We start from the raw sequence: 16,550 nt of genomic DNA on the forward strand, positions 1-16,550 counted from the left end.
CCCTCCTAATCTAATGGTAAGTTTGTATCATCTACAGGATCATAATATTCTCCCAGCATACCTCCCGATGTTTGATCTGTATCTGCAAATCCTACATCAATATCAAACTCACTTTCGTTTTCAAGGCTAGAAAAGGCAAAAGTACCTGTAAATAATACATTTGCCCTTACTCCTGCCGCTACAATTCTATTAACCAATCGTCCAAACTGATTAACACTAAATCCAACCGAATTTAATAATGCAGCAGGAACACTAACAAATATAGCGGCAGGTTCATTATCTAAAGTGCGATACAACTCTTGTATATAGATATTTTTCTGCTCAGTGTTTAAGGTAATAGCTAAGACTCTTATTATAGTGTTGATATCACCTTTAGATAAGTTTCTTGCTATCTTTGATTTTAGAAGTATTCGATAAACTTCATCAGGAGCTACACCTCTAAACTGTTGCACGTTCACGCCAATTTTATCTAAAGTAGCACCTATGGCTTGATCTATATCTCGATATTTTTCAGTAGTTTCTAAACTATCCTTTACTTCTTCAAGTTCTCCGACTACTACATTTAAAAGTTTCCCTATATTGATACTAGAGTCTTTTCTATAGTTATCAGTTAATCTTTGCAACAAATTAAGCACTAGTAACCACCACCTTGGTGTAATCAATTTCAGCTACTTCTGCCTGTGCTATGACAATATTATTGACACTATAGTTTATACCATCTACCCCTATTTCCAGGTCTACATCATCAATGCCATCTATACGATAGATAACTTTAATTAGCCTAGTATAGACAACATCTTGACCCATACCCAAGCCTGTGTAAACATTAGAATCTTCATCAAGTCCGCCGATGAATTTTATCAATTCAGTTCTAACAAGATCGTCCCCATTGGTGGGATATTTATCATTTTTAGTAATGCTAATGTTACTGTAAATATCTACTACATCCGCATAAGTAAATTTAATATCATGTGGATTTCCTGAATCATCATTTACGGTTACTGTTTCTTCACCAAAGCTTTCTATACCAGCTGCTTTAGTATCTAATATAGATTTACCTACATCTTCACTATTACCACCCAAAACATAGCACTCTATACTCTTAGGAGGTCTATCATCAGCATCAGTAATCATTGTGTTGTTCTCTACCACTAGAGATGCTCTGACTCCATCTAATTCAAGTAAACTAGCTCTAATACTATCTAATGTACTGGCACCACCACGACTAACAGATATAGCATATCTTTCCTTAAACTCTTGATCTAATTCTGGGTTTCTACCATTTGTTGTAGGAGCAGTATTAGTTACTTCATCGATGCCTTCTGTAGGGTTTGTAATCTCTGTAATCGTATTAGCTGGTACATTGCTTTCTATACCTGCTACAATTGCTTGTATAGGCACTGTTACTTCACCAGCTCCATCGATTGTTGCTTCCTCTATAGTTTGAAACTGTATACCATCATTAGTTTCCACAACAAAGCCCTGGGGCACAATAGTACTTGCGTCACCGGTAATCGTAAGTTCACCTTCCGACAGTTGGGCCAATCTCCTCTCAATGCCAATATACTTTCCTACATAATCAAGTTGATTCCCTTCTGCTGTATCCACATAACCACTAAAGTAAACCTTCTCAGCAAGTTGCCATAATATAGCTACACTCCATGAAATTACTCGAAAAAATAGCCCCAATGGACTTCTGGGACTAACATTTACATCTTCACCGAACAGGTTTCTTGCTCTAGTGTTCATGCTTTCAATTATGTCATTGTATTTCTTTCTTTTAAATCCTTTAGCCCCTAATCCAAAACTAGGCAATATCTAACACCTCCTGACCTTCTAAGAGTTCCCCTGATTGCATTTTAACTTTAAAGTCAATCGTGACCTTTCTGCTTTTTCTTTCAACTATAATGTTTAACTCTTCTACCTCCTGGACTCTTGGGTCTTGATTAGCTGCTTCAATAACCGCTAACCTTATTTGTTCTTCATCCACTTGCTTTGTCTGCAAAACAGAATAGTCAAAGCCATGCTCTGGTTCTAAAAAAAATTCATTAAGCCTGGTTGTGAAAACCCTATTTATACTTTGAATTTCTTCATCTTTGCCTTCTACCATTACAATGTTGTTCTGTCCATCAAAAACAATATCGTCATCAACTATTTTAAAGGTTTTCATCATATCACCCCTAGTATCACTGCATCAGTTAAATCGTGTTTCCTACTTCCGACTCCGTCTAAAGCTCTTTCGCTAAAGGCCACAGCCACAACATCATCCTTCTCTAGTGGTATATTCTTCAACTTCAGGGGATTTATAATAATAGGGTAAGCTTCCGTTCTCCCATTTTTATATTTGCGCTTTGGAATAGGTCTTATCGTTAATTGCGGTGTAATAGATACCACTCGGCATAACATAAAAGTGTGTAGGTCTGCTAATCTTTCTTCTAAAATATCTTGTATCACTTTATCTATCATATCGGCAACACCTCCACCTCTGTAATAAAATCCCCAAGATGCTGGCCTTTCACTACTCTAAAGTTGCCTGTCACAATTCTAGATTCAATCTGGACCAAACTATCTGTATTCATTTTATTATTCAATAGCATATTCACTTTGTATCCTTTTTTATCATCGATAATGATAGGCTCAGGAGAACCAACCATACCAGTCTTGCTACTTAGCAAGAAGCCTGTGGCAGTCCCAGCATTGGGAGGCCTAACGAATGCAATGTTATTTTTAATGTAAAGCTTACTCCCAGCTTCAGTGGCAATATTTTTAATTGTGTTCTTTAGCATTCCACTTACTACCTTGCCTTTACTGTAAGTAATATCATTTGCAAGTCTCAGTTCACCAATTTCAAGACCAAAACTACTTAAAGCATCCCTTAATATTGTGGATGCTTTCATTCCCTCTTTGTAGGACTTGCTAAAAGTTTTACTCATCCACCTATCAATGCCTGGTGCAATCATCATTTTGAATTCTAAGTCAGTACCAATATTTCTCTGCTCATAATCAGCAACTGTTCCTACTAATATAGCCCCTATATCCTCTCCATACCCTGCATTCAGTATTACTTCAGTACTCTTTCCGATTCTATTAATGCTATCCATACTCAAATTGTATATTGACACATCACATATATTTGGTTCTGGATCACTGTCAAATGGCACACTGAAATCAATATCAATGTTATCGCTCAAATATGATTTATTTCCTATTATCAATTCAACTTTTCTATTGAATAGCATCAGGTTCATCTCCTATAATGTATAGAAATACTTTTACGTTAAGGTTCTCGTAAGTCACCCTAGTCTCTTCATCTGCTAAATCAAGAGGCACTATCAGTACAGGCGGTATGGGTAGATGCAGAAATGTTGTAAACAAAGGTTTTCCATATACTATCTTTTCTCCCAATAAAACAACTTCTTCTCCTTTATAAAGGTCGATAGTAAAATAATCATACTCTCCATTGTAATTAATTTCTGACGTGAAGGTAATCCCACCTAGCTGGATATCAAATTGATAAGGGATTAAGTTTTTTTCTATTGAAATGTAATCTATCATAATGACCTAAACCCCCTATCAAAGCTAGCTTGTATTTTTGCCGCTGCTTCGACACTTCTTTTTTCTGCTTCATATTTATCATACAGAGCTTGGTATCTTTGTGTGTCCGCGGATTGTCCTCTGACCGACTGTGTCCCTTTGTTAGTTACTTCTTTAGTCTGTGTTTTGACCGCTGCAACTGCTACAGCAGGAGGTTTAGGACTTACAGGATCAGCTAATGGTATCTGTATCGTTTGACTCTTTGCAACCTTTATCTCCTTTAATAGCATGGTAAAGCTAAACCCATTAGCGACCCTATTATTGTGATCCGTTCTAAATATTTCAATAGACATGTTGTCAAAAATATTTCTACCTACATACTTTAATAATTCTTTGGTCTTAAAATATCTTCTCAATACGCTTATTTTTTGTCCTGCATGTATTCCAGTAACATACCCATCTATGGCCAGAATTGTAGGCTTATTATTGATATGATCAGATACAGTGCCAATATCCTCTACAGGTCTATCTGTGATTTCATTACTGAATTCAGGACTTTCATTTCCTACCGTTGAAAATTCTACTTCGCCAAGCTTTACTCTAGCCATCTTTTCACCTCGCTATGCCTCTGTTAATGCAGGATTCCTCAGGCTTAATTTCTTAGCATATCTATCCATAAGAGAATTAAATTCTCTTTCTAATTCATTTGCTGCTTGCCTAGCATTTGTACCATTTCCCACTTCTATCTTGACATTAGGGCTAAATGTCATTTTAGAGTTGTTTGTTACTGCTCCACTCAATGCTCTGTCTGTCATGCGTTCCATAGACTTTGTTGTGTTTGGAATAGAGGAATCGATTCCTGTTTCTAATCCCCCTACTATATTCCCTCCATATTCGATCATGAGCTTTGAGTCTGAATTAATACCGAAGAAGCTCTTTACTGAATTGCCTATACCACTCGCTACATCCCTGGCTGCTTGTGCTGCATCCGAACCCATACTTGTTATACCATTGATTAAGCCCTGTACAATGTCAGATCCTACTTCACGAAGATCAATCCCATTCAAATATGCTAGGGTCTCATCCCATACCTCATTTACAGCTTGTAATGGTGGATAGCTCATTATAGAATCTATGATGTCGCTTGCCATATCATTTACATAGGCGCTCGCTCTACTTCCAAGTTCAGCAAATTTATCAATTGTACCATTCACTACATTATCCGATTTATCTAATAACCAATCCATGGCATCGCCAGACCTTTCAGTAACTGCATCCCAGTTCCTCCATAGTTGCCATACACCAACGCCCAAAACTGCTACTGCGCCGCCTACAGCTCCTACCGGAGTCGCTAAAACCGCAAATGCTGCACTAGCTATTTTTGCTGCTGGTCCCGCTGCTAGCAATAAGGGTACCAAACTACTTGATAGCTCAATCAATGGTCCGTATTGATAGGCCAATTGTTCTGCTGCACTGGTTAATTTTTGCATAGCTGTATCACCAGAGTTATTGGCGTCTGCTAAAGCTTGCGTCAATCCCTCAGCCTCTAACAGTCTTTCACTTTGATTCTCTAATACTTCTTGTGACACGCCTAGTTCTTTCCAAAACCTCTCTATATCGCCTTCGGCATCTTTTAAAGCATTTTGAAATCCAGATACCGCTCTAGGACCCCTGATGCCTTCTGCCTCTAATCCTGCCATAGCAATTGCTATTTCATCTACATTTAATCCCATGGCTCTTAACGTCGGAGCTTCCCTTCTCATTAATTGTCCCATCTCGCCCATCCCTACGGTAGTTTGAGTAATAAGCCAAGTCATTGTATCAAGATGTTCTTCTGCTTCAGTCAGTGGTATATCCAAAGCTGACAGCGTACGATCAAAGAAGTCTATACCAGAAACCATATCCTTTCCCGTCGCGTCTGCAAATGTATCAAACACAGGCAATAAACTTTCGAATTGGCTTTGCGTGTTATAACCAGACTGTTGAAGCCTGTCCATTCCAGCTAGAGCATCCTCAGTTGCAAAAGTATGATCAGTTAGTGAACCAACCATTGTTCTTATTTCCTTTTCTGTCATATCTGTTGTGACAGCTAATCCTCTAGTAGCAGTAGTCAATTCAGCTTGTTGTCTGGCCATTTTTTCAATAGCTAATCCTGTAGCTCCTGCTGCCAAAGTAATCTTCTTCCAATTCTCTTCTATTACCTTCCCTGCACCCATTGTAGTTCTTCCTAGTTCATCAGTTGCTGAATCCATGCCTTCGATGTTTTCGGTTGCTCCCATGGCAGTTTCTCTTAACTCATTGGTAGCATCATCCATCTGTACAACAGCGCTCGCATTCCCGTTGAATGCAACATCAAAAATTAAACTCCTGAGACTCATTTCTTCCCCCCTTCATTACGTTGCTCTATAATAAGGTCAATGTATATGTCGAGGGCTGCATTAGCTTCTTCTAAGTCATCCTCACTCATACTACAAGCTTCCGTATAGCTAATCTTGCCCTCCATCACCAGTCTCCATATTAGCCAATTCTTTCTGGCCATGTCGTGATAGTTTTTGTTCTTCTTTTCTTTGTCGCTTGCATTGAAAGTTTATGGCTGCTGTTATGACCTCTTCTAACGTTTCAATTTCTTCGAAATCATCTATTCCCACTTTAGGACTTATAATTACATGTTCAAATACTTCGGTGTAAAGGAGCTCTTGAGATGAATTTCCGTATTTATTTTTTGACCTTTCCCTAATTTTAAGCCATTCCCTTGGTGTAACTTTTTGAAATATATACTCAACGCCCTCGACTGTAATTTTATTTTTCATAATTTCCCTCCTATTTTTGGATATTAAAAAAGCACCTTCTCAGATGCTTTCTTATTACTTTTACAAATAAATCAGTAACATTACTAATGTAGTAAATGTGAACGAAACAATCAAAAGTATTCTTGCGAATTTAGGAAATCCAGTTAGTTTTACTTTTTCTGCACTTACTTCTTTTTTTTCTTTAGGCTTACCCTGAAATTTTTCAATTGGAATATATAGAACCGCTAGTATCAATCCTATAAAAGCCCCTGTTGTTTCTCCAAGTAAATATCCGATCCATGGAAAACTAATAAAAGCACTTACTATCCTAAACATAATACCCCCCCTAACCTTTTGCCTATATTATATACAAGTCAGGGGAATTTTACCACTATCTTGCAGAATAATCCGCTACGTAAATCCTATATTCTCGTTTTGACTCTGAATTAGAAAATTCTTTCTTGCTTGTCCTTGTCACTCTACATCGGTTCCCACCTGCATTCACTCCATTTGCAGTTAAGTCTACAATTTGAGCTGATACAATAGCATTTTCACCTTTTCTGTTTGCCAAGCCATCGAGATATGGCACTGATGGAGATGTTTGCTTTAAAATAATTCCAATCGCACCCGTAGGATCGTTTGTTTCAGAGAAGGTTACTTCTCCCTTCACCCCAACTTGGACAGAAAATTTATCTTCATTTGCCTCTGATGTTATTGCAGTACCATCTGCAAAACCCGTGATGAACCTACCGCCAACAATTACATTAACACCATTCATATCATAAGTTGTTACCATCTATATCCCTCCTAGTACTTTAATACACCGCTAATAGTTCCCTCATGGATAGCCCCTGCAAGGTCTGCACTCCAAGATACACCATTATAAACTCGATTTGCGATATCATTTGTAGGAGTGTCTTCACGTTTAACGTAATTGATTTGAAAAACTCCATTATCATCATCATCCCGTAAAATGATACCCTGTGTTACTCCAAGTTTTAATACCTTTTCAGCTACAGATACCAATGAAGCAATGCCAACATTATCATAAGCAATCTTTTCTGTGTTAACAGCAAGTAAAGCACTTTCTTCTTCCATTTTAAATTGCAAGAAGAATGCGCCCAGGACTACATCAATGTACTCACCTGATGTTGTTTTTCCTTCGGTAGTCTGTAGCACTCCCATTTTTCTAATGTAGGAGAATCCGTTGTCATCGTGCAATTGAGCTAATTCAGTGGCCGTTATTTCTGATGCCAATACGCCTGAAATACTTCTAAATTTTGCAGTAACTCCACCTATCATTCTAACAAGCATATAAGCTGCCAAACCTTCTGCAACATAAGCTTCAGGGCTGTGATGGAACATTACTGTTGTTTGCTCAGACTCGATTTGTGCTGGTAAACTAAGGTCCTGAGTCGTAGTAAAATACATTTTTTCTTGAGTGTCGATCCATCCACTCAATGCAATAACTTCGGCATTTGCATTCTCCGTACAGGTTAATGCAAACCAATCATTATTAACATTTACCAGCTCGTTTAATGCTGTGACTAAATCAGCTGGTTCACCTATTTCACTGTCATACTCTTTGCCAAATATAGCTACTTGCTGAGGCGCTGGGTTTTGTCCAAATATCCTACTTGCAATCTTGTAGGCATCATCTGTAACAGCATAGTCATCCGCCACACCTTGTATGTCATTATACAGGGTGTATGGATGATCCTTCGAGGTGTCTAGAACAAGAATTAATCCAAAGCCTCTTTGTTTGATTGCAGCTGTCAACTTGCTTATATTAACTACAAAGTCTTTCTTCATCTACTTACCTCCTATTCAATCCGACTGAATGAATATGTTTCAATTGTTTCGATCTTCTTTTTTAACTCTCTTGTGTATCTCAAAATTACATCAAATCCATATCGTCTTTCATAATCTATAATCATCAGTGCATCTCTATTTTCTATAGTAGATGTGCTTACTGTGACTATATTTTTTCGTTTGAGCCATTCACACCCATGGAACTTAAAAAAATCTTTAGTTTTCATTGCAACGCTTTTAGCTTCTTCCGCCGTCTTAGCAAATACATTTATAGAGAAGCTTGGCTCAGAAGTTTCTATTTTCTGAACTTCAATGTCAGAATCAAAGTTTGGATTTTCACTTTCTACTGTTTCATAGTTGTAAATTCCCACGCTAGGATCATCAGGCTCAGCGATGATTTTGAATGTAATGTATGGATACTGTGGTTTTTCTCCTTTTTGATCCGCAAATATTGCTTTAGTAACATTTGTGAATGCTTTTAACTCCTCCAAAATATCTCCTAATGTCTCCTCATTCATTTGACCACCTTCTTTTTAGTCATATACTTTTTATAATTCACGACCTCGGGTGCCTCTAATTCTCTGTCGATTTCATATTCACCGTCATAATCTATGATTATATCGCCTTTCTTAAGTAACAACTCGTTGCCTTGCATGTCTTTCAGCTTTTCTTTTACATAAAGCTTCTTATCCTGTGTAGTATAACTGCCACCCTCGCTATAACGTATTTCCCTATCAGACATAGGTAAAAATGTACCTCTAAAATGTCTTACTTCGCTTATGCCTTCAGTCCATTTGCCACGTATATATTGACCTGTCTTTTGTTGAACTGAAATTTGTTTTTCCCATCTTTGAATTATTCTAGTAAAATCCATCATAAGCTTACCACTTCATAAGTGACTGCATTTCGAAGCCTTCCAGTTTGGATTAATGGATTATCTGTCCCTTTGTTGGCAACTGTTAACGCACTATTAGCTGGGCTTTTAGTTTCTTTTATTTTTCTTTGAATTAACGTCTGTAGATATAATCCCAGTCTATTATAGAGCTGTTCCCCTGTGAGTTTCCCCTCTAGAACATTAATCAATAAATCTTGACCCATTTCATTAATTTTGTTCTTGTTTTCATCGAAGGTTGAGCGTATATAACTTCTTTCAGGAATCATAACGCTCTTGAGTAATACAAACATAGGGATAAAATCTTTTTCTCCCTGGCCTTTAGGTTTAGCTAATATTTTTGTTCCTCTGGGCACAAATAGATCATCGTGATCTGCTGGTCTTGTATCCCCAGCAGCAGGAAGAGGTATAGCTAGATACTTTGAATTTTTAGGCTTTATAGTTGCTCCAAATTCATGGGTTGCAGCAATCATTATCAGCTCAGAATCTTCTTCTCCCATAATTCCTGCTTTTAAAGCATGTGAATCTAAATAATCTAATTCTCTTAATAGCTCAGGTACTCGACTTTCATCTTTTACTATCAATGACATACCCTCCTATGAAGTAACGAGCATGCTTAAATTGCTTTTTTTCAGTAATCTTAGCACCTCTTGTCCATATTCAGTAGATTTCAAACCTTCTTTTCCAGAAGTTGAATCAGAGAAAGCAATTGCCCCAAGGCCATCCACCTTCTCTGATTTTATTTTTGGATTGTCTAATGTGGCATAATGCGCCGTTAGATATCTCATGATTTTTTCTTTGAAGGATGCCTTGAATTCCATGCTGTTCATTTCTAACTTTGCATCTTCGATGTAGATCTCAATAGTAGAATCAGGCAAGCCTCCCAAATGAGAGGCTATTGCCCGTACCCTTTCTACAGTTGTTTCCATTGTTACTCACCACTCTTGATGGCTTCTTTTAACTGTTTTTGAATAGCCTCTAAAACAGTCTTTCTTTCCTCTTGCTCAGACCATTTTTGCAATTTTTCTTGCGAAAATGTTGTTTGTACAATCTCAATCGCCTTGCCAGCTGGAGTGATCTCGGAAATGTCTTCGATAAGTCCTTCTTTCACTTCAACCACTTTATCTTTTAGCCAATCTTTCACGATAGGATGTTTACTCTCTTTATCCCAATCCTTTTTTTCTACTTCGTTGGCGCCAATATTTAATGTCACTTCTCCAACATGCTTGATGAATTTACTATTATTAATTACTGTAATTTCCATTAATGTTCCCCCTCCTTATATTCCGTCAGCTCTGCAAATCCCCATTGGGAATCTTACAATAGCTCCACCAGTACGCTCTTCAAGGTTAATCTGAGATGACATATTTGCTAACATTACTTCTGGGTGTCTTGTGATATCAAGAGGTAATGCCATTTCTACGACATCCTTGCTGCTATCGAAAACAGCAAGACAATCTGTGGAAGAATCGCCTGCACCTTCTAGGTCTGCAACTCTAATGATATTAGTAAACCACTTTTGTTCTTGTAACCATTTGCGAATTGTCATGTTGTAGTTTTCAGCGTTCACCGGTTTATCTAAGTCCTCATACTGATTAGGTGGCAATAATAAGGTGTCCACTGTTAGTCCTGGAAGCGCATTAACTTTCTTTCTAGCTAAACGAATATCTTCAATAATCTCTTCACTGGTTTTATCTTTCCATTTTGTAGATGTTTCCCCAGCGTTTAGGGCTACAGGCATCGTTTGGATGCCAGTGAAGTTCAATAGTCCTTCAGCTTGATGCGCTTCTGATCCAACATAGAAAAAGCGGTTTTCCTTCTCTGCAACAGCTCTTCTTGCCGCTATTGCCTTTGTAATGTCGATAGTCCTATTTGCCATTTGTGCAGCTCTTTTCTCTTGAATACCAATCGTGAAGCCTACAACTACTCCATATACTTTCTGTGTGTGTCGCTCAACGTCAGCATCCACTAATGGAATATCATCCGATGCACCATAGGCAAATATCTTTGCAGCCCCTCTTCTAGTCATTTTGTCATAACTGATTGTCTCAGCACCTTCATGGTCATCAGTTTTTAAACCAACCACGGTTCTGGCCGTTAATTCTTCTTCCTTTGCTTCATAAGCGACTTTATCGATACTTTCTAAATCTTGGTTAAGCAACATTCCATCTTGTCTTACATGCATTCCTCGCATCTTTTCTCCTCCATTCTTCTCTCTATAATTGGACTACTTTTGTAGTACTTGGTAGGTTGATAGCTAACATTACTAACTCACCAGCAGCTGCACTAGTAAGGTATTCACTACCTTCAAGTTCGACACCATATACACCATTTGTATCTACACTAAGGGGAGCAGCAGTAAAATCTCCATCTTCTAAAACAGCAGCCTTTTGTCCAGCTGTTACACCAGCAGAATCAGCAGATACTTTAACCCATACAGTACCTTTTTTTAGTACAGAAACAGGGTTACCTTGTAAATATTGATCGTTGTCCAAATCACCTGTAACGCTATTTAGAGCAATCCCTGCAAATATATCTGTAGACGCTGCACCATCCCAGGCTTTCACCTGAATCTCTTTATCTGTTCCTAATTTAACAGCTTTGCCATACTTAATTGGACTTCCTTCTGCTGCCATACTTCTTGCTGTTGCTGACATACTAGCTTCTGCGATTCTTCCTGCTCCTGTAGCAGCTGGTTGATATTTTTGTACAGTCATTATTTTTCCTCCTCACTATTTTTTCATTTGAAGTCTTTTGCTTTTCATGCTTGTTACTAGATCCCCTGCACCTGCATCATTCTTAATTTTTAAGTTGTTGGCGCCTGTGCTAGAGTGTTCTGTATTTTTGTAAAAATCAACAATTGTATCAAATCGCGCATCAATGTACTCTTCACTTTTCCCTTCTCCGGTGAAGCTTTCATCGCCTAGAACCTTGATGCAATCTACTTTAATTTCTCTAGGCTTCTTGCCCTTAAAGTCGTAATCTGGATCTAAAATAATGGCCGCATCTTGTACTACTTTCAATCTGGCTTCAATTGCTTGATCCAACTTTATTTCTGATAATTGATTTTTTTCTAGTTCATCTTTCTTCTCTTGAAGCTTCTTAATTTCGTCCTCTTTTCCATCTAGCTTGCCTTCGAGTTGTCCTACTTGCTTAGTCAACTCATCACTCTTTGTTTCCAATGCAGTTACTCTTGTTGCTACCACTTCCGGTACTTCGTACTCCACTCCGTCAAGTCTAATTTTCATTTCCTTCATCCCTTCCTTTTCTTTATAATTTTCAATTTCATCAGTTCTGATCTGAACTGCAAAGCTCTCTTTTTCATCAGTTCTAGCTGAACACTCAGGACCACAACGACCTTTCTTGACCATGGCCAAGTGATTGAATTTAAAATCTGTTTGTCTTCTGTCATACTTTTGACCTTCATACACGCCGCTTTCATCGATGACTCTACACTCAAATCCTAGCGAACATTCTTTTTTCAAACCTGTGACAATATCGGCGATTAGTTTAGCATCAAACACAGTTGCTTTATTTACCATAGTCACATCTTGCATCTCTGCCTTTTCATGTGTCCAACCAGCAACTAATTCTTTTGAATTATGTGCAGATATCAACTCATAAGGATGTCCATCTGTAATAGGTAGGTTGTTTAGTTGTTCAACTACTTTAATCAAATCGTCTGGATGTTTAAGTTCATAAATCACTTGACCAGATTCATAATCCATATAGGGGTATACTCCTGGCTTCACTGCTGCAAGACTATAGTTTAAAAATCCTCTCCCATCTTCTTGCATCATATTGACTTCAACTCTGTCATATCTTTGCTTTAACAATTTTTCACCCCCCTTATATATTAAGTAATTCATCGGGATCTACTTCAGCTGTGCATCTGCATCCATAATCTTCACCTGGAAGCAGGCCTTCTGTACCAGCTCCTTCTGACCACAAAAACCTTTTACCATTAAATATTTTGTGCTTATCTCTTACATTCCCATCACCTACATCACTCCAAATAAAGCCTTTCAGTCCACTTTGCTCATACTTTGCTTTATTAATATCTGCAACTAGACTACCTGTTTGATCTCGTGCGATGAACTTGGCTTTAGTCCTGCTTGTTTTATATGCCTCCTGGAGCCCATCGGCAATTTGTTTGTTCGACCTACCCCTACGGACACCTTGAAGTATGACTGTTTCAACGTTATTATGATAGTTTTCAGGTATAGATTTTATATAGGCAATATTTTCTTTGTTGGCTGCTGTGATAATATCTAAAAGTTTACTATCTCTACCAATTGGATCTACCCCTAAAACTGACCTAAATTGATTTGCAAATTGCTGAACAATGTTGTTTCCAACGGACTTCGTAAATGCATCTGCAATTTTTACTATTTTATTTTCATCAAAATAGTATTCTAGTGTTTCTGTTCTCAAGGTATCTAATAGCAGGTTGATTTTCAGAATAGCGTTATCATTACGTTCATTAAGACCATCATTTCTTATATTATGAGATATCTTCTTTTCGAAGGTCTCTATAACATTAGCATGACTACTAATTAATAACCCTCTGACTTCCTTGAAATAATCCCATGCAGCACCAGAAGGGAATCTAGACTTAGGTGTTTTAGCCATGGTCCATCGCCTCTTTTGCTTTTTTTACTTCTCTTGCAATTTTAAGTAGCTCTTCCTCACTCATATCTAGTTTTTCAATCATTGAGGTTTCGTTAAAGCGCTCTTTCCTGGTTTCGTCCGGTGATCTAACATTATGAGTAAGATAAATGTTATCTATCTCAGCATTCATCTTTCTAATCTTTGCATCAGTCTCAGCGTCTAACTTCCACAGGGGATTGAATTTCATTTTGTACTTCACGTTATCGGGTTCAATCGACTTTGTCCCAACTCCACTTTTACTCGCTAAAAGTGATAGGTCTATTAAGTATTCCAAAGGCTCTCTTACATGTGCTTCTTGCATTCCTGCTATTCTCATATAGTAATTCAGACTATCAAACTGCCCACCTGTCACAGTTCCTTGGGGTTGACCCATGATGTGTGATTTTGGCATTCGACTCACAGCAGATAACATTTCCCAGAGAAAATCGTACATATCTTTCAGGGGTAAGCTTACCGAGGGGGATATATAATCTAGGTCATCTTCTTTACCTATCACAGCAAGACTTAACGTATTGAATTCAAAGTCTAATTCATTTTGTATGTTCTGTCTCAGTTCCTTGTCTGACATATCTACGCCATCGGTTTTCAATCTTTTATGCACCATCGAGTACATCAATTGACCTGTTGACCATGTTGCATTGTCAAATATCAATAGCAAATCATAGAGAATTTCAATCAAAGGTATGCCACGTTTTTCATCTTCAATTTTTCTTGTTGCAAAATGAATAATTCTATCATTGTGAACTAGCTTTGTATCTCCAGCTCCTTGAATTTCAAAAAGTTCTGTACTTCCATATTCAGGTGAGAACACATCTTCATTTTCTATATAGTCTATTAACTTGACTCCACTAAAAGCGTGGATATAGTCAATATCAGTTAGCTTTGATATCTCTATTGGATCAGAAATCTTGAATAACCCTGTTTGCTTTGCACCTATAGATATAAGACCATCACCCCTAAGTCTTTCAAATTTTAGAGCCTCTTGGAAGTTGTATTGCGCACCTAGGTTGGAGAGTTTATTCATGATCTGTTGTGCCAGTGCATCTTCCACGCCAGCAATAGAAATCCATTCTCTAGTTGCATCCTCGGCTGGGATGTTCACTATATTTTGAAATATACCGTTTACAGCATAGATGTCGGATATCATCCACTGACTCATTCTGTGCCTTGTAATGCCCTTTTGTCTGCTCAGTGGGCCTTTGGCTGTTCCCTTACTACTGGTTGATGACTCGAAAAAGTCTTTTTTGTATCCGCTGCTTACGCTATTACTTTTCTTTTGTTTTGTCTCTTGTCTTTTTCCCAAGTAATCACCTCCCACTTTTAACGGTATCCATCAGCTATGCTATTTGCCTTTACCTTGACTTCGCCATTGATCACTTCTACAAATCCAGTTATCGCGTCTGGACCATCATCATGCTCGTTTTTGCCTTTTCTTTGATACTTGGCCATAGCTAAATAGTACTCATTGTACTTTTTAGCCCAATCTTCTGGCATGATAACTTGCTCTATAACATTAGAACTATTGACCAGTATTCGAGTTTTCTTGTTCTTGCTCTGAAAGAACCATTTGATGTTACATTTCTTGTTTTTATACTTTTTCCTGAGAATATCTTCAACTTTTCTGGCGAAGCCACGGCCACCATTATTGGACTCAAATATGGCGTTTTTAACGCCATAAATATGAAGTCTTCTTGCCACTTCTTCCTCCGTTACTTCCATTGCTTCATCGGTATAATAAATATCTTTCACATAACCAAGTCTTCCAATTACGCCACCGATAGGCATACAAAGATAGTCGCGCCCTTCATCGGCGGTATCAATATACGCAATAATGTCTTCAAATGCTTCGTCATCCACAACATCATAGGTTTTGAACTCTTTGTACAAGCTGCCTTTTTTATCAATAGGCCTTTGTAGATAATTTGCTTCAAAGATGTCTTCATCGATACCGCCTTTTTTGTCCATGATGGCATCATAGGATAGTATCTCATCACATAAAGGTTCATCTTTTTCATTTAGTACAGGCATCTCTAGTACATATGTCTTTTCAGGGAAGTTTGCTATCACCCTTCCTGCTAAGTCATCTGTAGCCCATCTAGTTTGGATGATGATTTGTATGGCACCTTCTACCATCCTGGATAAGAATGTGTTTTTATACCAATCCCAGTGCGCTTCTTTGACCCTTTCATTAACAGCTTCCGACTTATTTTTTATAGGATCATCAATGATTCCGATGTTTCCACGCATACCGGTAATTGATCCATCAAAGGATGTAGCCAGGTAACTCATATATGCTCCTTCTAAACTCCAAAGGTTCATAGCTCCATCACCGTCTTTGATTTTCACAGATGGAAAGAAACTATTAACTACATAATAGTTGTCATCACCTTCGATTTCTTGGTCCTGTATATGCTCTCTAACCATCTTGGCAAATCTAATTGAGAGGGTTTGATTATACGAAACCGATATAATCTGATTACTGACACTGTCTCCAAATGCCCAAGTAGAAAACATTCCAGCAGTGTAACTTTTCCCGTGTCCAGGAGGGAGGTTAATTACAAGTATGCTATAAGGTTTGTTGGTCTTAGGATTTATGAGCTTTTTTTCATAAATAGCTTGTATGGTTTTGCATACCTTATCCTGAAACGTCCTAGACTCTCTAAAAAATTCAGGATTCATTCGGTTGCAATACTCTCTAAAATCACGTCGCCCTACAGCTATAATTTTAGATCTTTCACTATTCTGTTTTCCTTGGACCAACTCGTGAATGATATTCATATTCTAGTCTCCCGTTATATATCGCGTTACTTCCCCGTTACTTCGCGTTATTTTAAAGTTACTCCCCTCACGAG

At 37.9% G+C, this 16,550-nt stretch carries 24 protein-coding genes; all 24 read right to left on the minus strand.

The window, feature by feature from the left end; all coding sequences use genetic code 11:
• Positions 1–5 precede the first annotated feature (5 nt).
• Genes AMET_RS21720 through terL form a run of 24 tightly spaced genes read right to left on the minus strand, consistent with a single transcriptional unit; the run spans position 6 to position 16,476 of the window.
• Positions 6–635, minus strand: coding sequence for a hypothetical protein (locus AMET_RS21720; protein WP_011971573.1), 630 nt, complete (start codon positions 633–635; stop codon positions 6–8).
• On the minus strand, positions 628–1,815 hold the full coding sequence (locus AMET_RS21725; protein WP_011971572.1) for a baseplate J/gp47 family protein: 1,188 nt from the start codon (positions 1,813–1,815) through the stop codon (positions 628–630). Before AMET_RS21725 ends, AMET_RS21720 begins: the two co-directional genes overlap by 8 nt.
• Positions 1,808–2,173: a DUF2634 domain-containing protein gene (locus tag AMET_RS21730; RefSeq protein ID WP_157047130.1), complete on the minus strand. Its 366-nt coding sequence runs from the start codon at positions 2,171–2,173 to the stop codon at positions 1,808–1,810. Before AMET_RS21730 ends, AMET_RS21725 begins: the two co-directional genes overlap by 8 nt.
• Entirely contained in the window at positions 2,170–2,466 is a 297-nt protein-coding gene (locus tag AMET_RS21735) for a hypothetical protein (protein ID WP_011971570.1), read from the minus strand. Before AMET_RS21735 ends, AMET_RS21730 begins: the two co-directional genes overlap by 4 nt.
• The gene (locus AMET_RS21740) at positions 2,463–3,239 is read right to left on the minus strand and encodes a phage protein (protein ID WP_011971569.1); all 777 of its coding nucleotides are present in this window, start codon (positions 3,237–3,239) and stop codon (positions 2,463–2,465) included. The genes AMET_RS21735 and AMET_RS21740 overlap by 4 nt, the downstream gene beginning before the upstream one ends.
• Positions 3,226–3,555 carry a phage baseplate plug family protein gene (locus AMET_RS21745; RefSeq protein WP_011971568.1) on the minus strand — a complete coding sequence of 110 codons (330 nt, stop codon included), beginning with the start codon at positions 3,553–3,555 and terminating at the stop codon, positions 3,226–3,228. Before AMET_RS21745 ends, AMET_RS21740 begins: the two co-directional genes overlap by 14 nt.
• Positions 3,552–4,142 (minus strand): phage baseplate protein, encoded by a 591-nt coding sequence (locus tag AMET_RS21750; protein ID WP_011971567.1) that lies wholly within the window; start codon positions 4,140–4,142, stop codon positions 3,552–3,554. Before AMET_RS21750 ends, AMET_RS21745 begins: the two co-directional genes overlap by 4 nt.
• Before the next feature lie 12 nt (positions 4,143–4,154).
• Entirely contained in the window at positions 4,155–5,912 is a 1,758-nt protein-coding gene (locus tag AMET_RS21755; RefSeq protein WP_011971566.1) for a phage tail tape measure protein, read from the minus strand.
• Positions 5,909–6,037, minus strand: a complete 129-nt coding sequence (locus AMET_RS26990; protein ID WP_278184226.1) for a hypothetical protein — start codon at positions 6,035–6,037, stop codon at positions 5,909–5,911. The genes AMET_RS21755 and AMET_RS26990 overlap by 4 nt, the downstream gene beginning before the upstream one ends.
• Positions 6,021–6,344, minus strand: coding sequence for a hypothetical protein (locus AMET_RS21760; protein WP_011971565.1), 324 nt, complete (start codon positions 6,342–6,344; stop codon positions 6,021–6,023). Before AMET_RS21760 ends, AMET_RS26990 begins: the two co-directional genes overlap by 17 nt.
• Positions 6,345–6,404: 60 nt before the next feature.
• Positions 6,405–6,659 (minus strand): hypothetical protein, encoded by a 255-nt coding sequence (locus tag AMET_RS21765; RefSeq protein WP_011971564.1) that lies wholly within the window; start codon positions 6,657–6,659, stop codon positions 6,405–6,407.
• Positions 6,660–6,714: 55 nt separating this feature from the next.
• Complete coding sequence (locus AMET_RS21770; protein ID WP_011971563.1) at positions 6,715–7,119, minus strand: phage structural protein; 405 nt, start codon at positions 7,117–7,119, stop codon at positions 6,715–6,717.
• Between the two features lie 11 nt (positions 7,120–7,130).
• On the minus strand, positions 7,131–8,135 hold the full coding sequence (locus AMET_RS21775; protein WP_011971562.1) for a DUF3383 family protein: 1,005 nt from the start codon (positions 8,133–8,135) through the stop codon (positions 7,131–7,133).
• 11 nt (positions 8,136–8,146) lie between these two features.
• Positions 8,147–8,653 (minus strand): phage neck terminator protein, encoded by a 507-nt coding sequence (locus AMET_RS21780; RefSeq protein ID WP_011971561.1) that lies wholly within the window; start codon positions 8,651–8,653, stop codon positions 8,147–8,149.
• Positions 8,650–9,012, minus strand: coding sequence for a hypothetical protein (locus AMET_RS21785; RefSeq protein WP_011971560.1), 363 nt, complete (start codon positions 9,010–9,012; stop codon positions 8,650–8,652). The genes AMET_RS21780 and AMET_RS21785 overlap by 4 nt, the downstream gene beginning before the upstream one ends.
• Complete coding sequence (locus tag AMET_RS21790) at positions 9,009–9,611, minus strand: hypothetical protein (protein WP_011971559.1); 603 nt, start codon at positions 9,609–9,611, stop codon at positions 9,009–9,011. Before AMET_RS21790 ends, AMET_RS21785 begins: the two co-directional genes overlap by 4 nt.
• A 12-nt stretch (positions 9,612–9,623) precedes the next feature.
• Positions 9,624–9,956, minus strand: coding sequence for a DUF4054 domain-containing protein (locus AMET_RS21795; RefSeq protein ID WP_011971558.1), 333 nt, complete (start codon positions 9,954–9,956; stop codon positions 9,624–9,626).
• Between the two features lie 2 nt (positions 9,957–9,958).
• Positions 9,959–10,291 (minus strand): hypothetical protein, encoded by a 333-nt coding sequence (locus AMET_RS21800; RefSeq protein WP_011971557.1) that lies wholly within the window; start codon positions 10,289–10,291, stop codon positions 9,959–9,961.
• 15 nt (positions 10,292–10,306) lie between these two features.
• A complete protein-coding gene (locus AMET_RS21805) occupies positions 10,307–11,221 on the minus strand; it encodes a DUF2184 domain-containing protein (RefSeq protein ID WP_011971556.1) in 915 nt (304 codons plus the stop codon).
• Between the two features lie 22 nt (positions 11,222–11,243).
• Positions 11,244–11,744 (minus strand): structural cement protein Gp24, encoded by a 501-nt coding sequence (locus tag AMET_RS24610; RefSeq protein ID WP_011971555.1) that lies wholly within the window; start codon positions 11,742–11,744, stop codon positions 11,244–11,246.
• A gap of 15 nt (positions 11,745–11,759) precedes the next feature.
• Entirely contained in the window at positions 11,760–12,863 is a 1,104-nt protein-coding gene (locus tag AMET_RS21815) for a DUF2213 domain-containing protein (protein ID WP_011971554.1), read from the minus strand.
• A gap of 13 nt (positions 12,864–12,876) precedes the next feature.
• Positions 12,877–13,659 carry a phage head morphogenesis protein gene (locus tag AMET_RS21820; protein ID WP_011971553.1) on the minus strand — a complete coding sequence of 261 codons (783 nt, stop codon included), beginning with the start codon at positions 13,657–13,659 and terminating at the stop codon, positions 12,877–12,879.
• Positions 13,652–15,001, minus strand: a complete 1,350-nt coding sequence (locus AMET_RS21825; protein WP_012065361.1) for a DUF1073 domain-containing protein — start codon at positions 14,999–15,001, stop codon at positions 13,652–13,654. Before AMET_RS21825 ends, AMET_RS21820 begins: the two co-directional genes overlap by 8 nt.
• A gap of 17 nt (positions 15,002–15,018) precedes the next feature.
• Positions 15,019–16,476: a phage terminase large subunit gene (gene terL, locus AMET_RS21830; RefSeq protein ID WP_011971551.1), complete on the minus strand. Its 1,458-nt coding sequence runs from the start codon at positions 16,474–16,476 to the stop codon at positions 15,019–15,021.
• Positions 16,477–16,550: the final 74 nt, after the last annotated feature.

Origin of the sequence: Alkaliphilus metalliredigens QYMF (assembly GCF_000016985.1) — a bacterium.
Lineage (GTDB): Bacteria > Bacillota > Clostridia > Peptostreptococcales > Natronincolaceae > Alkaliphilus_A > Alkaliphilus_A metalliredigens.

Bases quoted from the DNA above. Each gene is read 5' to 3' on its own strand.
- AMET_RS21730 (WP_157047130.1), bottom strand. From the start codon at position 2,173: ATGATGAAAACCTTTAAAATAGTTGATGACGATATTGTTTTTGATGGA.
- AMET_RS21735 (WP_011971570.1), bottom strand. From the start codon at position 2,466: ATGATAGATAAAGTGATACAAGATATTTTAGAAGAAAGATTAGCAGAC.
- AMET_RS21740 (WP_011971569.1), bottom strand. From the start codon at position 3,239: ATGCTATTCAATAGAAAAGTTGAATTGATAATAGGAAATAAATCATAT.
- AMET_RS21745 (WP_011971568.1), bottom strand. From the start codon at position 3,555: ATGATAGATTACATTTCAATAGAAAAAAACTTAATCCCTTATCAATTT.
- AMET_RS21750 (WP_011971567.1), bottom strand. From the start codon at position 4,142: ATGGCTAGAGTAAAGCTTGGCGAAGTAGAATTTTCAACGGTAGGAAAT.
- AMET_RS21755 (WP_011971566.1), bottom strand. From the start codon at position 5,912: ATGAGTCTCAGGAGTTTAATTTTTGATGTTGCATTCAACGGGAATGCG.
- AMET_RS26990 (WP_278184226.1), bottom strand. From the start codon at position 6,037: ATGGAGGGCAAGATTAGCTATACGGAAGCTTGTAGTATGAGTGAGGAT.
- AMET_RS21760 (WP_011971565.1), bottom strand. From the start codon at position 6,344: ATGAAAAATAAAATTACAGTCGAGGGCGTTGAGTATATATTTCAAAAA.
- AMET_RS21765 (WP_011971564.1), bottom strand. From the start codon at position 6,659: ATGTTTAGGATAGTAAGTGCTTTTATTAGTTTTCCATGGATCGGATAT.
- AMET_RS21770 (WP_011971563.1), bottom strand. From the start codon at position 7,119: ATGGTAACAACTTATGATATGAATGGTGTTAATGTAATTGTTGGCGGT.
- AMET_RS21775 (WP_011971562.1), bottom strand. From the start codon at position 8,135: ATGAAGAAAGACTTTGTAGTTAATATAAGCAAGTTGACAGCTGCAATC.
- AMET_RS21780 (WP_011971561.1), bottom strand. From the start codon at position 8,653: ATGAATGAGGAGACATTAGGAGATATTTTGGAGGAGTTAAAAGCATTC.
- AMET_RS21785 (WP_011971560.1), bottom strand. From the start codon at position 9,012: ATGATGGATTTTACTAGAATAATTCAAAGATGGGAAAAACAAATTTCA.
- AMET_RS21795 (WP_011971558.1), bottom strand. From the start codon at position 9,956: ATGGAAACAACTGTAGAAAGGGTACGGGCAATAGCCTCTCATTTGGGA.
- AMET_RS21800 (WP_011971557.1), bottom strand. From the start codon at position 10,291: ATGGAAATTACAGTAATTAATAATAGTAAATTCATCAAGCATGTTGGA.
- AMET_RS21805 (WP_011971556.1), bottom strand. From the start codon at position 11,221: ATGCGAGGAATGCATGTAAGACAAGATGGAATGTTGCTTAACCAAGAT.
- AMET_RS24610 (WP_011971555.1), bottom strand. From the start codon at position 11,744: ATGACTGTACAAAAATATCAACCAGCTGCTACAGGAGCAGGAAGAATC.
- AMET_RS21820 (WP_011971553.1), bottom strand. From the start codon at position 13,659: ATGGCTAAAACACCTAAGTCTAGATTCCCTTCTGGTGCTGCATGGGAT.
- terL (WP_011971551.1), bottom strand. From the start codon at position 16,476: ATGAATATCATTCACGAGTTGGTCCAAGGAAAACAGAATAGTGAAAGA.